This is a genomic window from Leptolyngbya sp. ST-U4 (assembly GCF_039962215.1).
Classification (GTDB): Bacteria; Cyanobacteriota; Cyanobacteriia; order Elainellales; family Elainellaceae; genus Leptolyngbya_A.
On record NZ_JAMPKZ010000018.1, the window covers coordinates 1 to 17681 of the forward strand.

Annotated in this window: 19 protein-coding genes and 4 pseudogenes; 13 read left to right on the forward strand and 10 right to left on the reverse strand. The window is 47.0% G+C overall.

From position 1 onward, the window contains the following. Window positions 1-784 precede the first annotated feature (784 nt). From NDA02_RS20325 to NDA02_RS20350, 6 genes and pseudogenes are all read left to right on the forward strand, one after another. Window positions 785-1334, forward strand: a pseudogene (locus NDA02_RS20325) (methanogen output domain 1-containing protein). Window positions 1335-1455: 121 nt separating this feature from the next. Further along, complete coding sequence (locus NDA02_RS20330) at window positions 1456-1920, forward strand: hypothetical protein (protein ID WP_199296473.1); 465 nt, start codon at window positions 1456-1458, stop codon at window positions 1918-1920. Next, a pseudogene (locus NDA02_RS20335) lies at window positions 1884-1961 on the forward strand (hypothetical protein); the annotation flags it as partial. The gene NDA02_RS20330 and the pseudogene NDA02_RS20335, both read left to right, overlap by 37 nt. Before the next feature lie 21 nt (window positions 1962-1982). Next, a complete protein-coding gene (locus NDA02_RS20340) occupies window positions 1983-2201 on the forward strand; it encodes a hypothetical protein (protein WP_348249119.1) in 219 nt (72 codons plus the stop codon). Further along, entirely contained in the window at window positions 2198-2425 is a 228-nt protein-coding gene (locus tag NDA02_RS20345) for an ATP-binding protein (RefSeq protein ID WP_348249120.1), read from the forward strand. The genes NDA02_RS20340 and NDA02_RS20345 overlap by 4 nt, the downstream gene beginning before the upstream one ends. 217 nt (window positions 2426-2642) lie before the next feature. Beyond that, a pseudogene (locus NDA02_RS20350) lies at window positions 2643-2750 on the forward strand (hypothetical protein); the annotation flags it as partial. A 93-nt stretch (window positions 2751-2843) separates the two neighbouring features. Here NDA02_RS20350 and NDA02_RS20355 read toward each other — a convergent pair. Beyond that, the gene (locus NDA02_RS20355) at window positions 2844-3944 is read right to left on the reverse strand and encodes a ParB/RepB/Spo0J family partition protein (protein ID WP_347277853.1); all 1101 of its coding nucleotides are present in this window, start codon (window positions 3942-3944) and stop codon (window positions 2844-2846) included. Between the two features lie 49 nt (window positions 3945-3993). Then, window positions 3994-4824 carry an AAA family ATPase gene (locus NDA02_RS20360; protein ID WP_190791357.1) on the reverse strand — a complete coding sequence of 277 codons (831 nt, stop codon included), beginning with the start codon at window positions 4822-4824 and terminating at the stop codon, window positions 3994-3996. A gap of 267 nt (window positions 4825-5091) precedes the next feature. Here NDA02_RS20360 and NDA02_RS20365 point away from each other — a divergent pair. Then, window positions 5092-5827, forward strand: a protein-coding gene (locus tag NDA02_RS20365; RefSeq protein WP_242067261.1) for an IS6 family transposase whose coding sequence is annotated in 2 segments (ribosomal slippage) — window positions 5092-5370 and window positions 5372-5827 — 735 coding nt in all. Because the reading frame shifts where the segments join, the coding sequence is not laid out codon by codon here. 248 nt (window positions 5828-6075) lie between these two features. Here the strand turns inward: NDA02_RS20365 and NDA02_RS20370 are convergent. Continuing rightward, window positions 6076-6909, reverse strand: a complete 834-nt coding sequence (locus NDA02_RS20370) for a sulfurtransferase (protein WP_190791358.1) — start codon at window positions 6907-6909, stop codon at window positions 6076-6078. A gap of 9 nt (window positions 6910-6918) precedes the next feature. Beyond that, the gene (locus NDA02_RS20375; RefSeq protein ID WP_199296475.1) at window positions 6919-7380 is read right to left on the reverse strand and encodes a DUF6220 domain-containing protein; all 462 of its coding nucleotides are present in this window, start codon (window positions 7378-7380) and stop codon (window positions 6919-6921) included. Between the two features lie 139 nt (window positions 7381-7519). On the opposite strand from NDA02_RS20375, the gene NDA02_RS20380 reads away from it, so the two are divergent. Next, the gene (locus tag NDA02_RS20380) at window positions 7520-8230 is read left to right on the forward strand and encodes a LuxR C-terminal-related transcriptional regulator (RefSeq protein ID WP_348249124.1); all 711 of its coding nucleotides are present in this window, start codon (window positions 7520-7522) and stop codon (window positions 8228-8230) included. Window positions 8231-8261: 31 nt separating this feature from the next. Here NDA02_RS20380 and NDA02_RS20385 read toward each other — a convergent pair whose 3' ends face one another. Continuing rightward, window positions 8262-9251, reverse strand: a complete 990-nt coding sequence (locus NDA02_RS20385) for a Rieske 2Fe-2S domain-containing protein (RefSeq protein WP_190791591.1) — start codon at window positions 9249-9251, stop codon at window positions 8262-8264. 122 nt (window positions 9252-9373) lie between these two features. Between NDA02_RS20385 and NDA02_RS20390 the strand changes: the two genes are divergently transcribed. After that, on the forward strand, window positions 9374-10021 hold the full coding sequence (locus NDA02_RS20390) for a TetR family transcriptional regulator (RefSeq protein WP_190791590.1): 648 nt from the start codon (window positions 9374-9376) through the stop codon (window positions 10019-10021). Window positions 10022-10227: 206 nt separating this feature from the next. On the opposite strand, the gene NDA02_RS20395 is transcribed toward NDA02_RS20390, so the two are convergent. Then, entirely contained in the window at window positions 10228-10623 is a 396-nt protein-coding gene (locus NDA02_RS20395; RefSeq protein ID WP_199296506.1) for a DUF2834 domain-containing protein, read from the reverse strand. 69 nt (window positions 10624-10692) lie between these two features. Here NDA02_RS20395 and NDA02_RS20400 point away from each other — a divergent pair, with 69 nt between their 5' ends. Further along, complete coding sequence (locus tag NDA02_RS20400; RefSeq protein WP_348249125.1) at window positions 10693-11535, forward strand: helix-turn-helix domain-containing protein; 843 nt, start codon at window positions 10693-10695, stop codon at window positions 11533-11535. Window positions 11536-11930: 395 nt separating this feature from the next. On the opposite strand, the gene NDA02_RS20405 is transcribed toward NDA02_RS20400, so the two are convergent. Next, window positions 11931-13319, reverse strand: coding sequence for an MATE family efflux transporter (locus NDA02_RS20405; RefSeq protein ID WP_348255725.1), 1389 nt, complete (start codon window positions 13317-13319; stop codon window positions 11931-11933). 27 nt (window positions 13320-13346) lie between these two features. Further along, complete coding sequence (locus NDA02_RS20410; RefSeq protein WP_190792012.1) at window positions 13347-14060, reverse strand: SDR family oxidoreductase; 714 nt, start codon at window positions 14058-14060, stop codon at window positions 13347-13349. A gap of 96 nt (window positions 14061-14156) precedes the next feature. Between NDA02_RS20410 and NDA02_RS20415 the strand changes: the two genes are divergently transcribed. After that, window positions 14157-14606: a LysR family transcriptional regulator gene (locus tag NDA02_RS20415; protein WP_190792011.1), complete on the forward strand. Its 450-nt coding sequence runs from the start codon at window positions 14157-14159 to the stop codon at window positions 14604-14606. A 65-nt stretch (window positions 14607-14671) separates the two neighbouring features. Here the strand turns inward: NDA02_RS20415 and NDA02_RS20420 are convergent, their stop codons facing one another. Then, entirely contained in the window at window positions 14672-14938 is a 267-nt protein-coding gene (locus NDA02_RS20420; RefSeq protein WP_199296549.1) for a hypothetical protein, read from the reverse strand. Between the two features lie 146 nt (window positions 14939-15084). Here NDA02_RS20420 and NDA02_RS20425 point away from each other — a divergent pair, with 146 nt between their 5' ends. Continuing rightward, a complete protein-coding gene (locus NDA02_RS20425) occupies window positions 15085-15975 on the forward strand; it encodes a helix-turn-helix domain-containing protein (RefSeq protein ID WP_190792009.1) in 891 nt (296 codons plus the stop codon). A gap of 254 nt (window positions 15976-16229) precedes the next feature. Here NDA02_RS20425 and NDA02_RS20430 read toward each other — a convergent pair. After that, a pseudogene (locus NDA02_RS20430) lies at window positions 16230-16628 on the reverse strand (class I SAM-dependent methyltransferase). Window positions 16629-16988: 360 nt separating this feature from the next. Between NDA02_RS20430 and NDA02_RS20435 the strand changes: the two are divergent. Beyond that, complete coding sequence (locus NDA02_RS20435; RefSeq protein WP_190792007.1) at window positions 16989-17681, forward strand: helix-turn-helix transcriptional regulator; 693 nt, start codon at window positions 16989-16991, stop codon at window positions 17679-17681.

The following is a 17681-nucleotide window of genomic DNA, read 5'->3' on the forward strand; positions in this document are numbered from 1 at the left end:
TGGCTTGCGAGAGTGCTAGGCGTTGTCGCGTTTCCCGCACCAGATCTGCTAGCTCTGTTTGACCGATCGTGGGCATAGAGTACGAATCATTGCATTGCATTTACTACTTATACTACGTGGTATATCGATCATTCTCTCTTAATAAGACATAAGGAATACCAGGAGCTAGCGGTGCTATTTCTTGCGCTCAATTTGATTGCAGATCCACAGCAGTCGTTGATTGAGTAAGCACTGCCGAAAATGCTTTTTTTAGCAGTGAGTATCCTAACTCCCTGGCTCTCAAAGAAGGTTTCAAACAGCAGGCATGTATCTTTGTAAGCATCAGCAACTAACAAGCGGCAACCTAGGAGTTGCTTCATAACTTCCCCCGTGATTCGCTTCATGGCAGTGGCAAGAGGTCAGCACCTTGCGATGAAAACGCTAGTTGAAATCTCTGAGTCCAAAATACGCTTTTTGATGGATCCAATTTTTCTCACATTGTCTTAAAAACGCAAGGATTACTCAGACTTTCATACATAACTTTTCAAGCAGCGATGTGTCTGCTCATTAGGAACAAGCATTTCTTCAATGGCGCTTAAAACAACAGCCCCTCTAGACTCACCTTCTGATCGAGCTTTCTCTTGCGCTACAACCTGCAAGAGACAACAGTGCAGAGCACCTAGTGCAATTGCAGGATATAGCTATGTTAATTTCGGCTCTTTAAGTCGCTAATCTCACGCTTTTGACTGGTTGGATGGGAAGCCATTCAGTAAGAGCATTGCTGCTCATCTCAAGAAATAGTGTGATGAACAGTTTTATTAAGCCTGAAACATCTGTCGAAAATCTTCCAATTCCTTTGAATCGGGATGTGTTTTTACGCACCTTAATTTGAGAGTTAGCGAGAACACTACAAGAGGTTGTGGGTTTAGAGGAAGCCTCAGGATTTATTAGCGTTGTGAGGCAGAATATGGGGCGGCAGATCGACCAGGACTATAAAGCGGCTCTGCAGGTATCCCATCTTCACGCCAGAGCAGGTCGCTGATGCCCTCGTGGATTTGAAGCGGCGCATCCAGGGAGATTTTTACATTATCGAACAAACAAATGACAGAATTGTCTTAGGAAACCGGGCTTGTCCGTTTGCTGAGAAGGTCATCGACTGCCCTGCCATGTGTATGATGACCTCCAATGTGTTTGGTTCCATTGCAGCCGAGAATGTCGGGTACGCCAAAGTCGAACTGCAAGAGACGATCGCGCTGGGTGCGCTTGAATGTCGAGTGGTCGTTTACCTCAAGCCCACCCCAGAAGCAGAAGCGAGTCCAGGCAGGGAATACTTTAAGGGAGAGTGTGAGGGGTGACGCCCGAGCAGTTTATTGAGTTTACCAGACTGCTACCAGAACCTATGCTCCTGGTGACGGGTCAGGGTCAGCTCCTGGCTGCTAACCCGTCATTCACCCAAATGCTGGGCGGCAACGTCAAATGCTGCAAGGAAAAACGATCTTTGAGGTGGTTACGGACCCCATAGAGAAGGTGAAACAGTACTTGCGCGCTTGCTCAAGCAGCCGAGCCATGGTGCTTGGCTCGTTAACCCTAACAATTAATGAAGGGAAGACTTGCTTGTGTCGTTGTGAAGGGGCTGACCTCCAACCCTGGTCACCCAAATCGCCTGCCCTCATTCTGCTGCGTTTGCACAATAGCGAATCAGCCAGCACTCGATTCATCCTACTGAACAAAAAGATTGATGAATTGGCAAAAGAGATCCGGCTGCGCCAACGAGCGGAAGAAGCGCGTGCTCAACTGCTGGTGCAAGAGCAACAAGCACGTGCAGAGGCTGAGCGGCTAAATCGATTAAAGGACGAGTTCTTATCGACCGTTTCTCATGAGCTACGAACCCCGCAAATGCCATCCTGGGCTGGTCTCACCTCTTACAGACAACGAAGGTAAACGAAGCAAGGCTGCATCGGGCGTTAGAAACGATCGAGCGCAACGCCAGGTCTCAAGGGCAGTTGATTAATGATCTGCTTGATATTTCCCGCATCATTACGGGCAAGATTCGCCTCAACGTGCAAACCGTCCAGCTATTGCCAGTGATTGAAGCAGCAATTAATACGGTGCGCCCTGCTGCAAATGCCAAAAACATCCAGCTACAAACGGCGCTTGATCCAACTTCGGGTCCTGTGTTGGGAGATCCTGAGCGGTTACAGCAGGTCGTCTGGAATTTGTGAGCAATGCGATCAAGTTCACTCCGCAACAAGGACGAGTTCAGGTTTGCCTGCAACGCATTAATTCTGATATTGAAATCGTGGTGGTGGATAACGGTCAAGGCATTAGTGCTGAATTCCTGCCCTACGTCTTCGATCGGTTTCGTCAGGCGGATGGTTCTACAACCCGGTCTGTTAGTGGGTTAGGGTTGGGTTTAACGATCGTCCGTCAATTAGTGGAATTGTAGGGGGGGGACGGTGCAGGCTGAAAGTCCAGGAGAAGGACAGGGCGCTACGTTTACTGTAAAGCTGCCCCTAATGGCAATGATTCCGACAGCGATGGAACCAGAACGGGTACATCCTGTGAGCGGAGGCAGTGTGCCGTTTGACGGCTCCCCTCGGCTCGATGGATTGGGAATACTGATTGTGGATGATGACGCGGATATGCGAGAGTTACTGAGCCATATGCTTGAATTGAGTGGGGCAGAAGTCATCGCTGTAGCATCAGCAAACGAAGCAATCTTGGCGCTGACTCAATCCTCACCCCTGCCAGATATCTTGATTAGTGACATTGGGATGCCCGACGAGGATGGTTACGCTTTGTTGCGTCGAGTTAGAGCACTGAAACCCGAACAGGGAGGACGAATTCCTGCAATTGCCACACTATCAACTATTACTATCCGACTCAACGATCGCCAGAAGCTGCTGGAGCAGTTTTTCGGCTTCTGCACATTTTTTGGGTGTGAGCTTTGCTTTCCTGAGTTTGCTCATTGTGGTTTGCAGTGTCTCCTGGAATTTTGTAGTTGGGTCTGAACCTCGTGCAGAGTGACTAGATTTTGGTTCAAGATACGATCGCACTGCTTCTGCAATTTGCTCCCTTGTCCAGCTAGAGGCAGTCGCCTGCTCCAGTAATACCTGGCGCTGATCTTTATCCGTAATTCGAGCCATCAACTTGCCTGCACTATAAGGTAGCTGCCCAGCTCGAATCGCATTTTGTACGTCCAGAGGCAAATTCAGGAGAGGCAGTCGATGCTGAACAAAAGACTGCCAACTAAATCGTCCCAATCCCTCAAAAGCGTACTCAACCTCCCACAGAACTCGCTCGAACATCACTGCATCATCGCTGTTGTTCATCCACTGGGAAAGTTGTTCGTTCAGTGAGGTCAGCGGGACCATACCCACACCCGTGTGGGAAGCATGGTTCTCTTCACCTCTGCGTTTACGGTGCTGCTGGTGCAGTCGGTATAGCAGCCGCGGAATTTCCGGCGCTGGAACTTGAAGCTGGAGTGCCAGCAATTCAACGATCGCATGAGTCTCCTCAACTGCATTGAGGTCTTCACGGTTCAAGTTTTCAATTAATCGGATCTGAGCAATGTCAACTTCCTTCCACTGCTGCACCTCTTCCGATGTCAGAATACGGGCACGGATTTCACTCAGCCCTGCTGCCTCTGCTGCTAGGTAACGCCGTTCGCCGAATACTAACTCATACCGGAATGGTTCCTGTGCTGCCGGAAGTGGCTTGAGCAGAACAGCTTCCAGCACACCGTACTTCTGCACTGAAGCGGTAAGCTGGGCCATTTTTGCAGCATTAAAAGATTTACGCGGATTCTTATTGCTGCGCTGAATTTGATTAAGCGGAACTTGACACTCATCCGGTGCTAAAACCGGAGCAGAAGCAGGAGCGGGAGAAACATCATAAAGAGAAGACAAGCCACCGAGCGATCGAAGCTCTCGGTAGGGACGTTCAGATTTTGCAGCTTTAACCATCGTGACTATTTAACGAGAGTTGTTTAACGAGAAGATGGGGCAGGATTTTTTATCGACGGGCAGGTTGAGCTTTTGCTGCTTTACTCTTACCCACACGGGTGTGGGTAGCAAGAAGCGAATTTGCAAGATTCTGAATCGATTGCGAAGCAACATGCCGGCGATCATAGACCACCAAAGGTTGTCCGGCTTCTGAGGCATCCGCAAAGGCAGTCGCATTTGGAATGGGGTCAAATACAGTCCCAACCGTCGCAAGCTGTTCCCGCATTGCTTTGAGAACTCGCTGATGCTGACTTTTCGTTTTCGCGTGCTTTGTAGGAATGAAGCCAAAAATACTCAAGTCTGGATTGATCTCACGTCTGACCAGAGCGATCGTCTCCAGCAGTAAGTCAGTCCCAACCCAGGATTTATACTCGGTTTCAACCGGAACTAGCACTCCATTAGAAGCGGTCAGCGCAGATACACTGAGTAGCCCTAAACTTGGTGGGCAGTCAATCAGAATCCAGTCATAGCGATCGCGCAATGGTTCTAACATCGTTGCCAGCTTGCGCTCTCGATTCATAGCGGTGAACAGTTCAAGTTCTGCTTTACCGAGCCGTCGATTGGCAGGAAGAAGATCCATATTGTGAGCAGAGACGATCGCCTGCTCAAGAATTGCGCTCAGAGCTTCCTTGCTGCTGTAATTTCCCATCAGCGTGTCGTACACAGTCACGGGCAAGTCCCAAGGCTCAAATCCCAGAAAAACGGTGAGACTGCCTTGAGGATCAAAATCAACTAATAAAACTCTTTGCCCTGCTTGAGAGAGGGTATATCCTAAGTTCAGCGTTAGCGTTGATTTCGCTACGCCTCCTGCTTGATTGAAGATTGAAGTGATTACTGCCATATCTAACACTGGCGAGTGAATGTCCTCAATCCTACTGGAAAACGAATTGATTAGATCAAGAATTTTACTTTTCCCACGACAGTATCTAAAAAATTTTCTAATTTCTAATAGCTGGGTATGGAAGGAGGAATTAAAGCGACGTTGGCTTGGTTAAGTAGAGTATCGTACCCACACGGGTGTGGGTAGAGAAGGCAGAATCAGGGGTTGTGTCACAAAAACTGGTCAATGGTAAGGCAGACAAGCCCTGTTGTGTCTTCTTGCCCTTTGATGTCTACTCCTGCTCTGTTCAAAGGGCGGCACTTTCTGCCTGAAATCATCCTGCTCAATGTGCGGTGGTATTGGCGCGATGCCTTGAGCTATCGAGACTCAGAGGAGATGATGCAGGAGCGGGGCGTGGAAGTCGATCATTCGACGATCAATCGTTGGGTGCTGAAGTATGCCCTAGAGCTGGACAAACGCATTCGACCCCACCCGAAGTTGATAAACGACTCGTGGAGGGCGGACGAGACGTATATCCATATCAAGGGTGAGTGGAAGTATCTATACCCTTGCTGTTGATTTGGAGGGGAATACCCTTGACTTTATGCTGAGTACAAAGCGCGATGGCAAGGCAGCAGCACGATTTTTCCGTAAGGTGCTCAAAGGTCAGCACACTCAATTTCCACGAGTCATTACAGTGGACAAGAATGCCGCTTCCCCAGCAGCAATAGATGCTCTCAAAGCAGAAGAGACGATCTACTTCGCAGTTACCGCAAGGGTCGACCAAGGGACCCAATTAAGGCAGAGTAAATATTTGAATAACATCGTTGAGCAGGATCATCGAAACATCCAGTGCATCGTGAAGCTTAGGATGGGGTTCAAGTCGTTCAATAGTGCAAGAAGAACGTTGAGCGGGACTGAAGCGATGAGGATGATTCGCAAAGGACAAGTAAAAGGAATCGACCAAGGAGATAGTGTGTCTCAAGTGAAATTTATCGAAGCGATCTTTGGAATTGCTGCTTAAGGGAATGCAAACGTTACCGATCGTTTGTCCTTAACAAGTAATCCAGCCAGGTTGAGAATAATTTTCAATGAATCGGTAATTATCAGTGAAGTAAATTGCAGTAGAAACAAGACTGGCAATCACAATCAGCTTCAGAACGGACTTAGCACCAGCTTTAACGTTCATGTGCTTAGCTCCCTGGATAAAAGGCTTATGGAACTCATCTCAGAACATTTTTAGTTAACGACATCTGTAAAACGAACATAAAGTCACTTCTCAATTAACGCATCCGGTAAACGGCTCCACTCATTCCATGAACCGTCATAGTTGCGAACATTGGGATAGCCCAGCAAATACTTCAAAATAAACCAGGTGTAAGCCGATCGCCCACCAATCGCACAGTAGGGAAAAATCTCCTTATCCGGTGTAATCCCTCTACTAGTAAAGAGTTCCTGCAACTCACTCATCGATTTAAAGGTTCCATCCTCATTGAGTGTGAGGGTATGTTCCAGGTGAATGGCTCCGGGAATGTGTCCGGCTCGTTCTGTTCCTTCAGGCGGTTTCATTAAGAAGTACTCACCTTGGTACTCCTGCATCGTGCGGACATCCAAAATGACTTGGTTGGGGCGATCGATCACAGTTCGCATCTCATCAGCCAGTACTCGCAAATTCGTGTCCAAAGGTTTTGCTTGATATTCAACGGGTGCAAAGGTTGAGAACTCTGTGGCCACAGGACGACCTTCTGCCATCCATTTTTGATGTCCTCCATCCAGCACTCGCACATCAGCATGTCCAAATAGCTTTAGCAACCAAAATATCCAGGCTCCGGTTCCAGGATAGCTGCCATAGGCAACTACGGTTGTTTCGTTAGTGATGCCCGATCGCGAGAGCAATCGTTCAATGTGATTGACATCCAGATTTTGGCCTAAGTTTGGCAGAAGCAAATCAGTCAGGATATTCCAGAAAACTGCACCTGGAATGTGAGCTTCTTTGTAATGGTCTGGAGTCATTTCAACTTCAACAATTCTCACCTTGGGAGCGTGGAGGCGATCGCCCAGCCATTGCGTGTCTACAACAACCTGTGAATCAGCTTTAGAGGTCATGAATCTCTCCTAAGTCGTTGTGTTGTTATCTTTTTTAGGAAAGATAATGTGCCCTACCCGATGAACCAGCGTTGTTGAAGCAGAGAACAGGGAGAATCCGAGTAGAGGATGAAAAATGGCTAGGGAAATTGGTAGAGAGAGTTGCGTATGAATCGTTAGAAATTGCAATCCTAACAAAATCGGTAGGCTGAGGGTTAGCATTCGGATTCTTGGAGACATGGGGATCCAATACACCCAAACTAGAAGAACCAAAGATAATCCACTGTAACCTCGTACAAGCCAGACATGATTATTCCACCAGGCAGGGTTATCGAAATAAGCCAACCCAACCGTTAACACCTGAGCCACCAAACAAAGGTTAAACAGAACGGTAATGGCATAAAAGCCTGTGATAGCGGGTTTTAGAGAAGCTGGAGTATCTTCTGGTGTTGACTTGGCGATCGCATCGAATGAAGGTGTAGAGGGAGCCATAGATCTGTTTGCTCATTGAGAATGAATCAAGTGGTTTGTAGCAACCTTGAAATTAAATTAAACTGGCAATCAACTGTAGACTAGACCTCGATCGAGTACACTTTGCTGTATTGGCTCCCTGACAAGCTGGATAGACATAATGGAAATTCCTTTGCAGCCCTTGTTTCAAGCGATCGCAACAGCACAAGATGAAGCTGAGCTAAGAGGAGCGATGATGGCAAAACTTGGTGAGTACTTTGCCGCTACACGTTGGGGGTTAAGTTTTTTAGACCAGCTTCCTACTGTCGATGAAAATTCGCCATTAATGCTGAAACTAGCATTATCACTTGATTACAACCCTGTGTTGCGTTATCTAGTTCAACGCCATTCGACGGTTCATGAGGAAATGATCTTGCCCCATGGAGTATGGCAATCGATTTGTCCTCGCGCCGATCATGGACATGTCATGGCAGGTCCGATTGTCAATCAGGGGCAGTTAGTGGGCGGAATTGCTTTTACCCGCCATCGCGATGCTCCCGCATTTAATGCAGACGATCTAGCAGATTTGAGTGCGCTATGTCTTCATCTCTCGACACGGCTTGCAGAACTGCGTTCAAAACCTATTATTTCCGAACTGGCTAGCAGTAATGCAACGTCTTCTGTGGAGGATCGTCTGACTCTACGGGAAATGCAAATTGCCGAATTAGTTGCTCAAGGACTTACCAATGCTCAGATTGGTGCAGCCCTATGGATTACTGAACACACGGTGAAGCAAGCATTGAAGCGAATGTTTCGCAAACTAGAGATTTCATCACGTGCGGAACTGGTGGCACGAATTGCAAAATTCAGTAATAAACTTGCAGCATCCTGAGTAGTGGTTAATCTTTGACGTAATTGAGTGTTTATCTAAAAAGATTAGGTTCTACAACTTGCGGAAAACTCTCAAAGTTGCGCCGTACCCAATCCATTCCGACCTCGTTGTTCAATCTGATTCGTTGAGGCGTATTGGGATAGATCCGGCTGAGAATTCTGGCATCCTGTTCTACAACGACATCAATCAACTTCAGTAAGTTTCTCTTTAGTAAATGAGCAATTGGGGAGCGTGCCTGCATATACATCAGCACAAACACACGCGATCGCTCTACCGATTCAGGCAAATAAAAGTGGCATTCCTTCAAACTCAAAAGTTGATTGTCGCCATGCATCACACCCATGAACGGAAAGTAATTCTCTAGATGCGCTTCTAAAACCTTGGGTAATGCGAGTTGAGCTGGATTTTTGAGGATTTCACGCCAGGTCGCTTGTTTCCTGGGTTGCGCCAGATAAGCGTGAGAATGTAAACCCTGATCAATAAACTGCTTGACCTGCACTTCCTCAATCTCAAATAACTCCCGGTGGGTACCATTCTGGTGATTGTAGTCATGCATATTTAGCAACAAACTCAGAATATCCGTCGGTATGCTGCGCTCACCTGTTACGCCAATAAACTCATACTCAGTTGCAATCGTGTTCATTAAATCTGGAATTGGGATCTTCGGCTCATAACCCCCATAAGTCCAGATCAAATCCCCTTGAATTACCAATTCAAGCGGTGACAGCAAAGATTTTGTTTGTTTATTAGAGCCCGGTAATACCGTGCAACCCTTACGATCGAACTCTAGGGCATGAAACGGACAGGCAATGGCACTACTGCCATCGGATTGAGTGATGCACCACCCCTCTGAAAGCATTGCTCCCATGTGAGGGCAGGCGTTGGGGAGGGCAGTAATTGTGCCCTGAGAATCTTGCCAGAGGACATAATCTTGCCCCAACAAGGAAAACTTCCGAGGTTGATTCAGCTTCAGCATAGAACGATGCGCCAACAGCCACGGAGAACCTTGTAATTGCTCCATAATCGTCAACCCTTAACTTACTAATTAATTAGTAAGTCTATCAAAAGCTCATCTGAGCGTCAATTTGGCAATGCCTAGTCTTTGCTAAGATGGCTTTGAACCGATAGTCATGAATTAAGGCTGTGAATCGAGCAGGAAAGCGAACAGCAAAATCAGTGCGTCCAGTGCGAGATGCTGAGGCAACACAGCAGCAAATTCTAGATGCTGCCGAACAAGAGTTTGCCCATCACGGCTTGAAAGGCGCACGGATGAGTGCGATCGCCCAAGCTGCTCAGGTCACATCTGCAACCTTGCACTATTACTTTGAGAACAAAGAGAATCTGTACAAAGCAGTTCTCCAGCGTCCTGTAGACGAAGTTCAAGAAATCCTGGCGCAACAAAAGTTTGATGCACTGTCTCCCGAAGAGGCGCTGAAGCAAATCATTCGCATTGCGATCGCCAACGAAGCAGCAAATCCTCAGCGACAAATGCTATGGTTTCAGGAATCGAGCCAAAATCAGGGGGCGTACTTTAAGGAGTGTAATGTGCTAACCCTGCACGGGTATCTCTTGAACGTGTTAGAGCGCGGTACTGCAGAAGGTTACTTCCGTCCGCTCAAGCCATTCTTGGCATTAACCCACATCTTAAGCGTTTGCTGGTTTTATTTCACAGTTCATGAAAATTGGAAGCATCTCACGCCAGACCTTGATCGCCTCAGTCCAGAGATGGTCGAAGAACACACTGAAGAAGCGATCGCATTTATTTTGGCAGCTATTCAGCGAAGGGATTAGGTTATCGAAGAACTAGCTTTAAAGAACGACGCACATAAGCCTCCCAGAACTCAGGTGTTGGCTGGAAAATCATGGCATACAGCATGATGCCGCTCATCGTATCGAAAACCAGACCTGGACCTAAATCAGGTTCAATCTCAGAAGCGGGTGTTCTAATCGTGCCTGCTATTGGCTCTAAACTCAGGAATGCCTCATCTCAAATAATCTCAAACAGTGCGCTCTAAATGTTGTTCTCGGCGGTACAGGAAGAAGGGAAGAGAACAGGAAAGCCCAACGCCGAAGGTCAATCCAATATACAGAATGATCCAGGCGCGTGATATGTTTAACCGCTTCAATTCAATCCATACAAAGCAGAAGAAGGCGATCGCAGAAATCAATAAATCCGTTGTTAACCCTGCTGCAATGTTATTCGCAAACGCTTGTTGCAGGAAAAATGAGGGAGAAAGCAATGCTGACGGATCTTGCAGGAGCCAGAACCAGGGTTCAATTGAACCGGCAATGGTCAGTATCAGATACAAAACTTTGATACTGCTGAACGTGCGCGTCATTGGGAGGTTTGTTGTCTTCAACATGATGTTTATCCTTAATCGGTGTGCTTTCATGATGGAATAGGGAAATAATCAAAGCAATTACCTGCCAGGTAATCAAACTCATCTTTTGCAAACTTTGTGATGCAACAGCGCACCAATGCCTCAAATCCGACCCTCGACTCGTTTGGACTGCTTCTGAAGCAATGGCGTAGCCAGCGAGGATTTAGCCAGCTTGATTTAGCTGTGACCAGCCAGGTCTCCCAACGCCATATTAGTTTTCTTGAATCGGGACGAGCCAAACCCAGCCGAGAGATGGTGTTGCAACTGGCGGAGGTGCTGGAGATTCCGTTGAGACAGCAAAACTTGATGCTGACTGCCGCAGGATTTACACCCATTCACGCCGAGACTGATCTATCGGCTCCTGAAATGGCTTCTATCCGTAAAGCGATCGACTTCATGCTGCGACAACAGGAACCCTATCCGGCCATTGTGGTCGATCGCTACTGGAATCTACTGCTGACCAACCATGCTGCCAATCGACTACTGAATGCTTTCATTGCCCCAGAAGAACTGCAAGCCCGCTTCTACCGGGATGGAAAAGTTAACCTGATGCGGGCGATGTTTCATCCTCAAGGGTTTCGTCCATTTGTCATTAACTGGGACGATTTTTCAGTGCATTTGCTACAGCGCCTGCACCGAGAGACAATTGCTGAGGGAGAAAGTGAACAATCTAAAACATTACTGAACGAATTAATGAGTTATCCGGGCATTGCTGAGGTTTGGCAGCCTTTCACTCGAACAACTCAAAATGCCATGCTGCTGACTGTTCATCTCAAACGAGGGAATCTAGAATTAGAGTTTTTTTCAACGATCGCCACCCTCGGCACCCCCTACGACATTACCCTGCAAGAACTGAGGATTGAGTGTTTGTTTCCAGCCAATGACAGTACGGAACATCACTGGAAACAACTCCTGAAATCTTAGGAGTCTCAGGACTGTTGAGGACGGATGCTTTGCCTGGTCTTACTCTAGAATAGACACAGCTTGAGTTGTAGACCCAATTATGCAACCTGAACACAACCAACCCAACCTTCAAACCTGGCGGAGTAGAGCTACTCAATTTTTATTGGGTTCGCTCCTGGGATCTTTCTTGATCCTAGTTCCTCTCTCCTATTTCATGTACTTTACACCGGAAGCCGTTCACTTCATTCATTACATGGGTTCGGCCATGTTTGTGTTGCTGTGTGGAATATTCTCCACAGCGTTTGGAAATCGGTTTTTGCAAATTCTTACTAAACTGCTCGAATCAATGCCTACCAGTTGAAAGAATTGCAGCCCTAAGACCACTCAAACCTGTTGGTATCCGTCAGTCTGAGCTTCTAGCGTTGCGGCGCTCGGGAAAGCTTTTGATGGTTCATCAATTGCCAGAACCGCCAAGTGAATAGCCCTGCGACAACGGCGATCGCCACCGATTGCCCAATCCACAAGCCTACACTTCCCATCTGCAACTGAAAGCCTAATACATAGCCCACTGATAAACCAATTCCCCAGTATCCCAACACATTCAGCAACATTGGAATTTGCGTGTCCTGTAGTCCCTGAAGAGAGCCATAAACTGCTTTTTGAAAGCCGTCGAGAACTTGTGCGATCGCTGCAATCATCAATAGCGGAAGTGCAAGCGCAACAATGTTTGCATTCACTGGATTGGTAATGTCGATGTAAAGACCAATAATAAATTTAGGAAAGAAGAGAAATGCACTTGATACAGCAATCATAAAGATTGTAGTGACGCTCATACTCACCAATGCTGCTTGTTGAATGCCTGTGCAATCGCGTCGTCCTAACCACTGCCCAACTCGTACCGTTGTTGCATAAGAGATACCTAAGGGAACCATAAACACAACAACGATCGTTTGAAATACTATCTGGTGGGCAGCTAACACTTCAATACCTAACAATCCTATCCAGAAGGTAATCACCATAAAAAAGCCTGTTTCAAGTCCAGAGAACAACCCGATCGGTACACCCACCCAGGCTAGCTCCTTCAGGATGTAGGGTTTGACCCGATGCAGTTCTTGAAAAATGCGGTAGTGCTTTAAATTCTCGTTTGTTGAAATATACAGGGCTAAAGCCAGGAACATTCCCCACAGCGTAATTACGCTGGCTAACGCTAATCCTGCGATTCCCATCTTGGGAAAGCCGAATTTACCAAAGCCGAGAATATAATTCCAGACGATGTTGAAGGCGGTTCCTGATACAACAATGAGCATAATCGGACGGGCTTGAGACAAGGCTGAAACAGTTGCCCGCAGTGCCGCAAAACCGATGGCTGGAAACAATCCCCACAGCATAATATCCAAATAAATATTGGCAAGCTGAACAGTAGTTTCGGTTTGTCCTGTACGGCTCAAAAGGATATCCAGATGTCCGGTGAACAGCATCGTGGGAATCGCCACCAATACGGACAACCACAATCCCTGACGCGCAATTTGCTCAACGCGCGTTTTTTGCCCCGCTCCAAATGCTTCCGCAATCAGTGGACTGACTCCCATCGCAACACCACTCGCAGTCATCATGATGCAAAGAAATGTAATGGCTGCCAGCCCTCCAGCCGCTAAGACATCGGCTCCCATTCTCCCCATCATGACGGTATCAGCAAAGCCGGTCGCAGATTGAGCAACTTGAGCACTGGCAAGGGGAACCGCTAACTTAAAAAACTCGCGTACTTCAACTAGAAGATCGTTCTTTTGGATTTTGATAACTGTCATAATGAAATCTCCCCACTTCTCTAATCACTAAATTGCAGCCGATCGCGCCTCATCAACTTTCAACGTCGTTCCTGAAATGAATTTGGCATCATCTGAAATGAGAAATGCAACAGTTTTTGCCAGTTCCGCATAGGTTGCCGGACGACCCCACATCAAATCACTGGGAACATCCCATCCCGCTAATTCCTCCAGGCTATCTACCACAAAGTAAGGGGCAACACAATTCATGCGGATATGGTCGCCCCGGTAGCGTTGAGCATACAGCTTGGTAAATCCTTCCATTGCCGCTCGCAGTGTGCCGCTAAATGGTGTTCCAATGGAGGGTTCTTGAGAGTCACAGGCAGAAATATTAACGATCGCACCACCGCCTTGCTGACGCATTGGCTCTGTCACCAGACGAGCTAATCGCACCACGCTCAAAAACAACATCTCAAAGTTCTCCAACCACAGATCATCAGAAATCTCTAACAAGTCAGGTCGGGGTGGATCACCAAAGCTGTTCACTACTGCATCAATTCGCCCAAACTGGTTCAGCGTTGTTTGTACTAAATTTTCCAAATCCTGAGCGTTGGATAGAGAACCCTGAACAGCAATCCCACCTAATTCTTGTGCTAAATCCAGGATGCTAGGGGATCGCGCAAACAACGAGACAGCATACCCTTGAGCGGCTAATTCTCGCGCACAACCTGCCCCAATGCCACGACTTGCTGCGGTGACAATGACAACTTGCTTGGAACTCATTGCTTTATCCTTTGTTACACTTTCATCAAAATATCCTTTGCCTCACTAGAAGAAAAAGCAGTATTTTGGCAAAACATTTGTGCTTGACCGGAATAAATGCTGAATGTTCTCAATCAACTTCCCGAACTGATCGCCTTTGTCGAAAGCGTAGAGTGCAATAGCTTCAGTGCGGCTGCCCAATCGCTCGACACCACTCCCTCCGCCATCAGCAAGCGAGTTGCCAAGTTAGAAGACCGATTAGGGGTAAGACTGCTGCACCGTACAACGCGATCGCTTAGCTTAACCGCAGAGGGAGCGGCTTATTACGAACGGGTGTCCCGCTTACTGAGAGAACTCGACGAAGCCCATGATCTGGTCATTTCCAAAGGCAAGCCACGCGGCAAGCTGACCGTCAGTACATCGTTGGATTTTGGGCAGTGGTTGCTCATGCAATCGATTCCAGAATTTTTAGCCCAATATCCAGAGATCCAGATTGACTTACGGTTGAGCGATCGCAGGCTTAGGTATCACTCGCTTACTTGGTTTTCAAGTGAAACAAGAAGTTGATCAAGAGCAACTAATTCTGCTGTTTCCCAATCAATCATTTCCTGGTCTTGCAGTTCATGCGCTGTTTACTCATCAGCGTAATCTGTCGCCACGAGTTCGAGTTTTCCTTGAGTTTCTGAATGGTTATTGCAGACAGTTTTTGGGAGAGATGGAGAAGAACTTGAAGAAGATGGCATGAAGAAGATAGAACCAATCAGAAATAGAACGCCCTCCGATAAGTGCAGCAGAGACATAAATGAAAAATGTTGAGCAGCCTCAAACATTGAATCAATGAGAAACAGGCTAGAACCAATCAAAAATAGCCAACTTGCAATTAAGATTCGCTTTTCCACGCTACTTCTCCTGATTGCCTTGGATAACACCTTGTTAAAAAATCGATTACAATGACACATTAAGGGAATCTACAAGCCCTGGAATACTTGAATTTTGCCCGTTTGTCAAAATCTTGCTGTCAGTTTTGGAATGACTCAAAACTCTTATGGCAAAAGCATCCCAGGTTAGTAGCACCTCTCTACCTAAATCAGACATTCCCATCCCGGTGATGTCTAGTGAATCGCTTGGCTGGCAACCCCTGCTGGTTGAGGAATTTCAGCAACCGCCTGGGGGAACCGATTTACCAGAAGCCTGGGTTGGGCATTCCATCGCGCTTTGTTTGGCTCCTCGTCCCCATCGCATTCATCAAATGGTGGGCGATCGCTGTTACACTGGACTCTACTCTAAAGGCGATATCTCCATTACTCCGGCAGACATCCCTGCATCCTACCGTGCCGAAGGGGATGATCACTATCTCCACGTCCTAATGCCTGCCCAGTTTCTGCAATCCGTTGCCCAGGAAGCAGCAGTTAACCCTGATCGCCTGGAACTGGTGACAGAATTTCGGGTGCGCGATCCTCAATTAGAGCAAATTCTGCTGCTGCTAAAAGCAGAACTCTACAAAGGAGGTGGTGGAATTGGGCGGCTCTATGCTGAATCGTTAGCTAATGTGCTAGCAGCTCACTTGTTGCGGGAGTATTCCAGCGATCAACCTCGTGTCACACAGTACGAGGGAGGATTGGGCGATCGCAAACTTCTACAAGTCTCAGAATACATTCATGCCCATCTGGACCAAGACATCAAATTAGTTCATCTTGCCGATGTTGCGTCGGTGAGTCAGTTTCATTTCAGCCGTTTATTCAAGCAGTCTACAGGAATCTCTCCACACCAATATTTGCTGCAACAGCGAGTGGAGCGAGCCAAGCAGCTGTTAAAAACATCGCAATTGGCGATCGCAGAAGTTGCGCTTCAGTGTGGATTTAATAGCCAGAGCCACTTGGGTAAGGCGTTTCGAGAAGCAACCGGCATGACTCCTGGTAATTACCGTAAGTACTAAATTAAGAGCGTTATTGCCAGCTAACTGAGGTAAGAACTGCTAAAAAATATAGTTGGTCATTCTAGGATTTTGGGTTTGATACAAAACTATTCAGCATAGGTTGGTGTGTTGTAATTCGCTTCAACAATTTCAAAACCTGCTCGCGTTAGTATTCCCTCGATGATCCATCCATAAGTACTATGCTCTTCACGTACATGTATCTCAAAGTCTTTGGTTGCCCACCCTTCGCCGTCTGATTTGGCAACCTGTTTGATTCAGTTATTGATTGACGATTCATAATCTGCGGGTGCAAATGGGAGGATGACATCTCGCAAATAAAACTTACCGTTCGGCTTCAGCATCGTGGCAATTCTCAAAAAAGCCGTCATCTTCCAAAAATCGGGCAGAATGTGAAGTGCATTTTTGGTGACGACGAAATCGGCTAATTGATCTGGATGCTTGCAGCTCAAAAAGCCTGCTTGATGAAACTTGATCGTGGTAACGCCTGCTTATTGGGCTTTGTTTTGAGCATAAGTGAGCATCGCTTTCGAGATATCAACCGCATGAACAGAAGCTCCTGTAAGCGCAGATTGAATGGCAAAGTTACCTGTACCCGCACCTAAATCGATAACTGTATGTTCTGCAGCAATTCCTAATCGTGATGAATGAACGATTGTAGTGCCCTTTCTGCATTCTCTCTGGGAATTGAAACGCCTCGACTTGGCAAAAAGCGAGTTACTTCAGGATCAGCCCAGATGGATACAAGCGCCTCCAAATCTAAGAATTGAAGTGGACGCATCGTAAAACCGTCAATTTGTAAGACGGTTGGATCAGCAGGATTGCTCATTGCCATATTCCAAACATCAATCACACCTTAACACTGCTGCCTCAATCCATCGCTTAGGCAGGAGTTGTCAGGCACAGCAGGTTTTCAACAATGTTAAGCTAGCTGTTAAACCGATGTTGTCAAGTACTACTTGACAAGTTGTTTCTTAGGGATGTAAAGTAATACTTGACAGCAAATAGGCGAAAGGATGAAGAATCGGCTGAAAGAGCTTCGACAATTACGCCAATGGTCACAAGCCGACCTCGCCAGAGAACTAGAAGTAAGCCGTCAAGCGGTCAACGGGTTTGAATCGGGTAAGTTCGACCCAAGCTTGGATATGGCGTTCAAAATTGCCAGTTTGTTTCAGGTCTCGATCGAAGACGTTTTCATCTTTGAGGCAAAGAATTCAATGCAAACATTATTTGAACGAGTCAAAAATTTCTTCGGTTTTGAGTTTGGGTTTGAGCGGTTCACAGAACAGGCAATTCATGCTATCACCTTCGCTCGAAACGAAGCCCTACGGTTGCAACAGTCAGCACAGGGCACAACTTCGCAGGAACCGCAGGTTGAACCAGAACATTTGCTAGCTGGCTTATTGGCTGATCCAGCAGCAACGTCTGCTCAATTACTGCAAGCGAATGGTGCAACACTGAGAGCCATAACTGATGAGCATAGTTTTGAACGAGGTGAGAATCTCAAATTGAGTTCACAAAGCAAGTTTGTCCTGGAGCTTGCTTTACAGGTCGTTCGGCTTCAGGGCAAGAAGTCGATTGGCACAGAACATCTTTTATGGGGTTTGATGCGGCTAGCTGATACCGATAAGACCATTCAGACTGATTTGTTTCACCGTTACGGAATCAATCTTGAAGCTTTGAATCATCAACTCATAGAAGTCATTTGA